This is a genomic window from Mesorhizobium sp. M0293, from assembly GCF_040321735.1.
Classification (GTDB): domain Bacteria; phylum Pseudomonadota; class Alphaproteobacteria; order Rhizobiales; family Rhizobiaceae; genus Mesorhizobium.
This window is the reverse complement of sequence record NZ_JAMYSA010000170.1, coordinates 1-9,599: the sequence shown is the minus strand read 5'-3', so window position 1 is coordinate 9,599 and position 9,599 is coordinate 1. Positions and strand designations below refer to the sequence as shown.

Below are 9,599 nucleotides of genomic sequence, written 5' to 3'. Positions count from 1 at the left end.
CGCCCCGCCGAAATCGTGCTGGCGACCAGGGGGATCAGTGTCTCCGGCACCCTATCCGATGCCTCCATCGTGGTCAGAGCTGGCGAAATCGTCGGCCTGGCGGGCCTGGTTGGCTGCGGTCGTAGCGAACTTTGCCGAGCCGTATTCGGCCTGGAGCGTGTGACGTCCGGTGAGATCGAACTCCATGGCGAGGTGGTCAGAGCGCCAGTGCCGCACAGCATGTTGCGTGCTGGACTTTGTTACTACCCGGCCGATCGCGGCGCCGAGGGACTGGCGCTTGGCCGGCCAGGCCGCGAGAATGTGACCATGGCCGCGCTCGACGACCCGAGACTGTCCCAGGCCGGACTGCTCAAGTTCTGGCGCGAGCGCCGGGCGATAGCCGCGCCGTTGAAGACACTGGGTCTACGACCGATGGCGCCGGAACGCGCGGCGTCGTCGTTTTCGGGAGGAAACCAGCAGAAACTCGTGCTGGCGCGCGGTCTGATGCGTCCTGTCTCGGTCCATATTTTCGATGAACCGACGGTCGGCATCGACGTGGGCGCTAAAAGCGAGGTCTACAGGCTTATGAGAAGCCTGGTCGAGAATGGCGCGGCTATTCTGCTGTCATCGTCCGAACTGCCAGAGCTCGTTCACCTGGCGAACCGCGTCTATGTCATGCGCGAAGGGCGCATAGTCGCCGAACTCAAAGCCGACGGCATCACCGAGGCCACTGTGCTGCGTCACTATTTCGACGCCGAAACCGGCGCCACGGAGGCAGCATGAGCCCTGACACGCTGCGGCGCCGTTTTCTGGAAACCGGCGGGATCGTCATCCTGCTTCTGGTCGCGGTTGCGGCCGCGGCCGCGATCATCGAACCGCGTTTTCTGAACCGCCTGAACATCCTCAACGTCCTGCGCAATTTCTCCTTCCTGGCGGTTCCGGCGATCGGCCAGATGATCGTCATGACCACGGGCGGTTTTGATCTGTCGGTCGGCGCCACCATGGCCTTGGCGTCCGTGGTCACGGCCGCGGCGATGGCCGCGGTGCCCGACGCGCATGGGCTCCAGCTGCTGATGCCGGTAGCGCTGGCCTTGGCCTTCGGCGCCTGTGTTGGCCTGGTAAACGGCACGCTGGTGGCGCGCCTTTCCCTATCACCTTTCATGGTGACATTGGCATCGTTGTCGATCGTCGCGGGACTTACGCTCTATTACACGCAGGGTATCCCGATCTATGGCGTTTCCGACGCCTTCGTCTATGCCATCGGGCGAGGGCAGGTGCTTGGCCTGCCGCCGGCCTTGCTGCTGGCGATCGTGGTGATCGCCATCGCCATCATTCTGCAGCGTCGGACCGCGCTCGGGCGCCACTTCTACGCCGTCGGCGGCAACGTCGGCGCCGCCCGGCTGTCGGGCGTGCGCACACACCGTGTGTTGATTACCGCGTATGTGCTCTCCGGTCTCCTGGCCGCACTCACCGGCGTGCTGATCACCGCCCGTATCGGTTCCGGCCAGTCGACGATCGGCGGGACGCTCGGACTGGAGACGATCGCAGCGGCGGTGATCGGCGGCGTTTCATTGCGCGGCGGCTCAGGCCGCGCCGAGAACGTCGCCATGGCGGCGCTGTGCCTGGCGATCATCGCCAATGCGATGAACCTCACGCAGATCGACAGCAAATTCCAGACGCTGGTGCTGGGTTCGGTGCTCATCGGCGCATTGGCTTTCGTCCGAATTGTTCAGGGGAGGCGGGCCAATGTCTGATCGTCCAGACATGGCGGCTCCGGTTGTTCTTGACCGCGCTCGCCCGGACATCCGCCAGTTCGCGGCGCAGGCCAAGCTGCCGGGGCTCATATTCCTGGCCCTGCTGGTTCTCGGTCTGCTCGACCCGCGTATCGTTTCAAGCGGCAATCTCTGGAACATCGCGATCCAGACCAGCTATCTCGCACTGTTTGCCATGGCGCAGACCATGGTGCTGCTGACGCGCGGCTTCGACCTGTCGCTTGGTTTCACCGTCTCGCTCGTCAGCGTCATATCGGCGATGGTGATGACCGGAACCGGCGATATGCCCATCCTGTGGGGAATCGCCGCCGGCCTCGGCGTCGGGCTGCTTATCGGCGGGCTGAACGGCTTCCTCATCGCCGGTATCGGCATCAATCCACTCGTGACGACGCTTGGCATGGCCAACATTGTCATGGCACTGGCGTCAACCGTCAGCGGCGGCTTTCCCGTGCCGGGCGTTCCCGAGGCCTTCACGGACGCCTTGGCGGAGGGACGGCTGATCGGCATTCCGGTGCCCATCCTGTTCGCCGCGCTGTGTTTCGCACTGCTGTTCCTGGTCCTGCGCTTCACCGTATTCGGGCGCGGCCTGTATCTCATCGGCGCCAATCCTCGCGCGGCGAAGGCGGCGGGCGTTCGAACCGGACGCGTCGTTGCGATCGACTACGTGGTCTGCTCGCTGCTGGCCGCGATTGGCGCCATGCTGCTCACCGCGCGCACCGGATCGGGCGAGCCCAATCTCGGCGGCAACCTGACCCTGGAATCGATAGCGGCGGCGGTGGTCGGTGGCGTGCGGCTGAGCGGCGGCGAGGGAGGCGTCACCGCGGCTCTGCTCGGTGCCCTGTTCATCACGATCATTTCCAACGCCATGAATCTCATGCAGGTCGACGGCTATCTGCAGCAGGTTCTTTTGGGCCTCATCATTCTGGCCAGCCTGATACTGGGCCGCGATCACAAGAAACGCTAACAGCTTCGGACCTTAAATGGCATATCAAGTCTGCATCGATATCGGTGGAACCTTCACCGATTGCCTGGTTTCCGAGCCAGGTGGGAAAATCTCGATCTTCAAATCGCCCACCACGCCCGGCGAATTCGAGAAGGGGTTCATCAACGTGCTGCACGTGGCGGCCGCTGGATACGGGCTCGATCCCGCGGCGTTCATGACCAAGATCGACTTGATCGTACACGGCTCGACCGTCTCGACCAACGCGCTGGTCGAGCGCAAGACCGTCAAGGTCGGATTGATCCTCAACGAAGGACATCAGGACATCCTCGTCCTGCGCGAGGGGCCGCGCAAGGGCGCCTTCCAGTGGCGGCTCGACTATCCCGAGCCCTATGTCCCGCGCCACCTGACGAAGACGGCGCGGGGCCGCGTCGATGCGCGCGGGCGGGAGCTCACGCCTCTGTCGAGATCCGATGTCGAGGCGGCGATAGCCGACTTCCGGCGCTATGGGGTCGAAGCGATAGCGGTCGGTCTGCTTTGGTCGGTCGTCAATCCCATCCATGAAACAACGGTGCGCGATATCATCGCGCAGGCATGGCCGGAGATCCCGGTCACGCTTAGCCATGAAGTCAATCCGATGTCGCGCGAGTACAAGCGCATCATCGCGGCCGCTATCGACGCGTCGATCAATCCGATCGTGCGCACCTACATCGAGGACTTGCGGCAAGCACTTTCGCAGGCGGGTTTCCAGGGCGAGCTGCTGCTCGCCAACTGCGTCGGTGGAATGATGCCTCCCGCCGAGATGCTGCGGCGGCCAATCTACAGCGTCATGTCGGGGCCGACGCTGGCGCCGATGGCGGCGCTGGCGCTGAGCGACGAAGCCAACGTCATCGTCGGTGACATGGGCGGCACCACCTTCGACGTCTCGGCTTTGCGTGACCACCAGATCATCGTCACCCCGGACAGCATGATCCACGACGACTCGCTGGGGATCGCGAAAGTCGATGTGAGATCGGTCGGCGCCGGCGGCGGGTCCATTGCCTGGGTCGATGATGGCGGCCTGCTGCGTGTCGGGCCACAGAGCGCTGGCGCGCGGCCGGGGCCGGCATGCTACGGGGCGGGCGGCACCGCGCCGACGGTCACCGATGCCAATGTCGTGCTCGGCATCATTGACCCGGATTATTTTCTCGGCGGCCGGATCAAGATCAGCCGCGAACTGGCCGAGAAAGCGGTCGCGAGCATCGCGACGCGGCTCGGCATCCCGCTGCTCGACGCGGCTTACGCCATCCAGACCACCAGCAACCACAACATGGTCGGGGCCATCGAGGAAATCACCATTCGCGAGGGCATAAACCCACGCGACAGTTTCTTTGTCTGCGGCGGCGGCGCGACCGCCATCCACATCGCCGAGATGGCCGACATATTGGGCTTGAAACGCTACATGATCCCGCGCTTCATGGCCGGGCTGAGCGCGTTCGGCGGGTTGATTTCGGATATCACGCGCGAGGAAAGCGCGGTTTTCCTGACCTCGACCCGGCGCTTCGACGCCGCTGGCGTCTCCGACATCCTGGCGCGGTTGAAGGTGTCGGGCGAGGCATTCCTCGAACAGGCCGGCGTTGAGCCCGAGCTGCGGCGTTTCGAGTTCTCCTTTCTTGGTCGCTACGAGTACCAGTCCTGGGAAATCGAGGTCCATTTCGAGGCCAATGAGCCGCGCCTCGAAGCGGAAAAACTCCCAAGTCTCGTCGAAGCGTTTCATCAGATGCACGAACGCATTTATTCGATCAGATCCGACCGCGACATTGTCGAATTCACCAACTGGAAGCTGCGCGCGGTGGGCAAGCGGGCTAACCAGGATGCCTGGAAGGATTTCAGGCTGGCCGACCAGGCGACGGCGCCGGTCGCCAAGACCCATCGGTCAGCTTATTTGCACGAAACCCGGCGGACGAGCTCTCTGCCTGTCTACGACATGGACCAGCTGGGCGCGGGGGCGGCGCTTGATGGGCCATGCCTGGTGGAGGCGACGACGTTCACCGCCTTCCTCAAGGACGGACACCGCGGGCGCGTCGACCCGCAAGGCAACATTGTCGTGACAGTCGATTGAGACTCAAACCTTCCCGAACAAGGCATCGTAAAATGAATTCACCTGTCATTCGCCTGGAGACGCCAACGCGCCGCGTCGATCCGTTCCTGATGTCGGTTCTCAAAAGCCGGTTCGAGGCGGTGGTGCGGGAAATGACGCTGGTCGTGATGCGGGCCAGCCGCTCAGCGGTGATCAAGAACGCCCGCGACCTGAGCTGCGCGATCCTGACCTATGATCACCGCCTCGTTTCCACCGAGGACGCGCTGCCGATCCACGTCATGTCGATGGATCTGGCGACCCGTCCGATAACGGAGTTGTTCGACGATATCGCCGACGGCGACATCTTCCTCAACAACTGCCCATACACTGGCGGCACCCATCATGCCGACCTGATCATGGCGATGCCGATCTTTTTCGACGGCAAGCCGCTGTTCTGGGCCGTGGCGCTTTCCCACCACGCCGATACTGGCGCGCCGACACCTTCGACCTATCTGCCATTCGCCAAGAACGTTTATGAGGAAGGGATCCACTTTCCCTGCGTGCGCGTGGTCGAACAGCACAGGGAGAAGCAGGACATCCTGCGCATCGGCATGATGCGCAACCGTGTTCCAGACATCTGGCTGGGCGACGTGCGCGCCCAGATCGGCGCCTGCAGGACCGGTCGACGCCGTCTGTTGGAACTGCTTGAAAAATACGGCCGCGACACGCTGCTGGATTTCGTCGAGGACTGGTTCGACTACGGTGCGCGTCGCGCCATGGCCGAGATCGCCAAATTGCCGAAGGGCAAGTTCTCCTACGAAGTCCGCCATGACCCGGTCCCCGGCGTGGCGGAAGAGGGCATCCCGGTCCGGATCACCATCGATGTCGACCCTGAAGCCGGCGAGATCACGGTCGATGTGCGTGACAACATGGACAACGTCCCTGGCGGTCTCAACCTTTCGGAGAACACCTGCACGGGCTCGTGCCGCATCGGCGTCTTCAACAATCTCGACGACGGCATCCCGCACAACGAGGGTGCCAAGAGCCGGATCAAGGTGTTGATGCGGGAGGGAAGCGTGGTCGGCAAACCCCGCTACCCCGTAGGCACCTCGGTGGCGACCACCAATGTCAACGACCGCTTGATCATCGCCGGCAATTGCGTGTTCTCGACGATGGGAGAACCCTATGGCCAGGCCGAGAGCGGCTCGCACCTGCCGGCGGGGATCGGGGTGATTTCAGGCAAGGATCCGTTCAAGGACGGGCAGCCCTACGTCAATCAGGTCTTCATTGGCTACGCCGGCGGCGGGGCGCGTCACGGCTATGACGGCTGGTTGACATATTGCGGGCCGGCGAATGGCGGCCTGATCGCGCTGGATTCCGTGGAGGTGGATGAATCCATGTATCCCATCATCATTGAATCGCGCGGCGTGGTGGCGGACACGCAAGGCATTGGCGAGTTCGAGGGCGCTCCCGCGGTGGGCGGTGTCTTCTATCCCGTCGACCATGAGATGACACTGGTCTACTCGGCCGACGGCACAACCTTTCCGCCGCGTGGCGTGCTCGGCGGCGGTGACGCCAAGGCCAGTCATAGTGCCAAGCGCGGCACGGACGGCAAGCTGGTGGAATTGCCGGCCTTCCATGAGGAGGCGTGCCGCGCCGGCGAGCGCATCGAGTTCGTTGCCTGTGGCGGCGGCGGCTACGGCGACCCGACCAAGCGCGATGTCCGCCGTGTCGCGGCCAGCGTTGGCCGCGGCTGGCTAACAAGCGAAGCGGCTCGCAAGTCCTACAAGGTTGCCCTGGTGCTGGACGCCGAGCAGGGCGTCTGGGCCGTCGACCAGGATGCCACCGCGCGCCTTCGGGCGGCCTGAGCCAGCGCGAAGAGAGGTCGCCAGCAAATGACCGGCGGCTTCGATCACGCCCGCTTGGCGGCCGCGTCCTGCTCGTCGAAATACCGCAACAGGTTCATGCCACCGCGCACGATGTCGCGTTCGATCGCCTTACGCGCCACCTTCTTGTTGCGGGTCCGGAACGCTTCGATCAGCGTCTCGTGCTCCTCCGCGCCGATGTAATCGTTCTCGGCCTGCAGATAATACACGTTAAGGATAGGGCCCATCGAGACCCACAGGCTTTCGATCTGGGCGATCAGCATATCCATCTTGGACAGGCGGTAGACGCCGAAGTGGAATTCACGATTGGCGCGACGGGCGCGGTCAGCATCGCCGGACGTTTCGCCGGCCACGAAATCGCGATGGATCTCGACCAGTTTTGCAATGTCCGCCTCCGAAACATGCTCGACGGCGAGTTCGGCCGCGAGTCCCTCGAGCGCGATGCGAATGAGCCGGACCTGCCAGTAACGCGACCGGGTCAGCTCTGGAACGGTGATGAACCGCCCCGACCGCAGTTCCAGCGCCTGCTCGCTGACGAGCCTGAAACAGGCCTCGCGCACAGGCGTGACGCTGGTGCCCAGCCGTTGCGCCAGATCCTGCATCAACAGCCTTTCGCCGGGCCGGAAATTGCCGGCGATCAGGGCTTCGCGCAGCGAGATATAAGTTCTCGCCGACAGACTGCCTTGCTCGATTGGCTGCATCGTGCTCATGGTCCACCGCTGCAATCTTGGCCGCACCGAATCGGCAACGGATAGTGCGAGACGCTCTTATATCCTATAAGTCCGTTGCGAAACATGGCTAGGAGCTGGCGGGTTTCCCAGCGGAGAGCTTGCGCAGGATTGTCTCGATGATATCCAGCGATTTCTCGACTGTCGCCCGGTCATGGCTCCCTGACAGGTAGAGACGCTTGAGCGGAAGCGGCTGGCCGATCAGCCGGTTCGCCACCATCTCTCTGCGGAATGCAAGATCGAAAACATCGTCGTTGCCCAGCAAGTCCTGGTAGTCGCGGTAAGGACCGCTGAGGAAATAGATCAGCCAGACCGAGCCAAACCCGGCGCTCTGCGCGGGCAGGCCGAGGCGATCGATAATGCCATCCAGCTGCGTGCGCATGAAAGCGCCGAGGGCAAACAGGCGGTCGTAGAAGCCTGGTTTCGACAGCTCCCCGATCGTCGCCTGCATGGCGGCGAGCGTCGACGGCGTGCCGTTGAAAGTACCGCCCATGAACACGGATCCTTCCCCGGTCCGGCCGACGAGCGCCATGAGATCGCGACGACCGGCCACCACGCCAACGGGATAGCCTGAGGAGGCCGCCTTGCCGAAGGTCGCGAGATCAGGCGTGACGTCGGCGATCGACTGATAGCCGCCGAGCGCGTGGCGAAAGCCGGTGATGACCTCGTCGAAGATCAGTACGACGCCATGTTCGCTGGTCAGGCGACGCAGGTCGCGCAGGAAAGCATCCGTGGCAATCACCGACCCCATATTGTGAGCGATTGGCTCGATGATGATCGCCGCGACATCGCCTGGATTGGCCTTGAGATAATCCTCGACGGCGCCGGCATCGTTGTAAGGCAGCACGATCGTGTGACGGGCGGCATCCTCGAGGATGCCAGCACTGATGGGATCGTACTTGCCGATCGCCTGCGCGTGCGACTGTACGTTCATGGCGACATAGTCGTGCCAGCCATGATAGCCGCCTTGGAACTTGATGATGCGCTTGCGACCGGTGGCGGCACGGGCAAGGCGCAGGGCGTGATAGGTCGCCTCCGATCCCGAATTGCAGAAGGCGACGAGATCCGCGCAAGGGATGCAGTCGACCAGCGCCTCCGCCACCTCGATCTCCAGCCGCATCGTTCCCGCACCGACAAGATCGATGTCCTGGGAGACCGCAGCGATGCGTTCACGCACCGCCGGATGACAGTGGCCAAGCACATTGGCGCCGAAGCCGCAGTGGAAGTCGGTGTACTGGTGTCCATCGACGTCGTAGAGAAACGCACCCTGCGCCCGGGCAAATACATGCGGCGCGCCGAGCCTGCGGCTCGGGCTGAGCAATCCGCCCGGCATCACCGCACCGGCGCGCTCAATGAGTCGGGCGGTGTTATTCTGATCGGTCATCGGAATGTCCGTGCATGGCTATGGTCCGCCGGCTCAGCCGAGGGCTTCAAGAACGGTGGCCTCGATTCCCGCCGCGTCCAGCCGGTAGTGCTTGTAGAGATGCGTTGGCGGCGCAATCAGGCTGTATTCGTCGCGGATGCCATGGCGTATCAACCGTGCCGGGCTGCCCGCCTCCGCCAGGATTTCCGCCACGGCGCCGCCCAGACCGCCCAGGATATTGTGTTCCTCGATGGTTAGAATGAAGCGGGAGTGAGCCGCGGCCGAGAGCACTGCCTTCGTATCCATTGGCTTCACCGTATGCATGTCGATCAGTCCGACGGATTTGCCCGCCGCGCGCAGCGCGCGGTAAGCCTCCCTTGAGGGATGGACCATCGAGCCACAGGCGATGATGGTCAGGTCCGATCCTTCGCCGTGAACGATCGCCTTGCCGAACTGGAAGTCGACGCCGTCGTCTTCATAGACCAGCGGTTCCTGGCCGCGGCCAATGCGGAAGTAGATTGGCTGGGCATGATTGACAGACGCCTTGACGGCGGCCGCCAGTTGCGGGCCGTCAGCCGGCGCGACGACCGTGAGGTCGGCGATGCTTCGCATGATGGCAAGATCTTCCGTCGCATGGTGGGAGGTGCCGTAGAAGCCGAGTGAAATACCGGCATGATGACCAATCAGCCGCACCGGCAGCGCCGAATAGGCGACGTCGGTTCTGATCTGTTCGCAGCACAGCAGCGCCAGGAAAGAAGCGAATGTAGCGACGAACGGCACGGCGCCGGTGCTGGCCATGCCGGCAGCAGCCGAAACCATGTTCTGCTCGGAAATGCCAAATTGCGTGAAGCGTTCGGGAAAGCGTTGCGCGA

Annotated in this window: 8 protein-coding genes; 5 read left to right on the top strand and 3 right to left on the bottom strand. The window is 63.4% G+C overall.

The window, feature by feature from the left end:
• From NKJ06_RS32900 to NKJ06_RS32880, 5 genes are all read left to right on the top strand, one after another.
• On the top strand, positions 1 to 762 hold a 762-nt coding region (locus tag NKJ06_RS32900), incomplete at its 5' end, for an ATP-binding cassette domain-containing protein (protein WP_352812096.1).
• A complete protein-coding gene (locus tag NKJ06_RS32895) occupies positions 759 to 1,733 on the top strand; it encodes an ABC transporter permease (protein ID WP_352812094.1) in 975 nt (324 codons plus the stop codon). The genes NKJ06_RS32900 and NKJ06_RS32895, both read left to right, overlap by 4 nt.
• Positions 1,726 to 2,715 carry an ABC transporter permease gene (locus NKJ06_RS32890; RefSeq protein ID WP_352812092.1) on the top strand — a complete coding sequence of 330 codons (990 nt, stop codon included), beginning with the start codon at positions 1,726 to 1,728 and terminating at the stop codon, positions 2,713 to 2,715. The genes NKJ06_RS32895 and NKJ06_RS32890 overlap by 8 nt, the downstream gene beginning before the upstream one ends.
• 16 nt (positions 2,716 to 2,731) lie before the next feature.
• Positions 2,732 to 4,792, top strand: coding sequence for a hydantoinase/oxoprolinase family protein (locus NKJ06_RS32885; RefSeq protein ID WP_352812089.1), 2,061 nt, complete (start codon positions 2,732 to 2,734; stop codon positions 4,790 to 4,792).
• 32 nt (positions 4,793 to 4,824) lie between these two features.
• Complete coding sequence (locus NKJ06_RS32880) at positions 4,825 to 6,618, top strand: hydantoinase B/oxoprolinase family protein (RefSeq protein WP_352812087.1); 1,794 nt, start codon at positions 4,825 to 4,827, stop codon at positions 6,616 to 6,618.
• A 44-nt stretch (positions 6,619 to 6,662) separates the two neighbouring features.
• Here NKJ06_RS32880 and NKJ06_RS32875 read toward each other — a convergent pair whose 3' ends face one another.
• The 3 genes from NKJ06_RS32875 to NKJ06_RS32865 all read right to left on the bottom strand — a co-directional run.
• Positions 6,663 to 7,346: a GntR family transcriptional regulator gene (locus tag NKJ06_RS32875; protein WP_352480527.1), complete on the bottom strand. Its 684-nt coding sequence runs from the start codon at positions 7,344 to 7,346 to the stop codon at positions 6,663 to 6,665.
• Positions 7,347 to 7,434: 88 nt separating this feature from the next.
• Positions 7,435 to 8,748, bottom strand: coding sequence for an aspartate aminotransferase family protein (locus NKJ06_RS32870; RefSeq protein WP_352812085.1), 1,314 nt, complete (start codon positions 8,746 to 8,748; stop codon positions 7,435 to 7,437).
• Positions 8,749 to 8,781: 33 nt separating this feature from the next.
• Positions 8,782 to 9,599: transketolase family protein (locus NKJ06_RS32865; RefSeq protein WP_352812083.1), on the bottom strand; the 818-nt coding region annotated here is incomplete at its 5' end.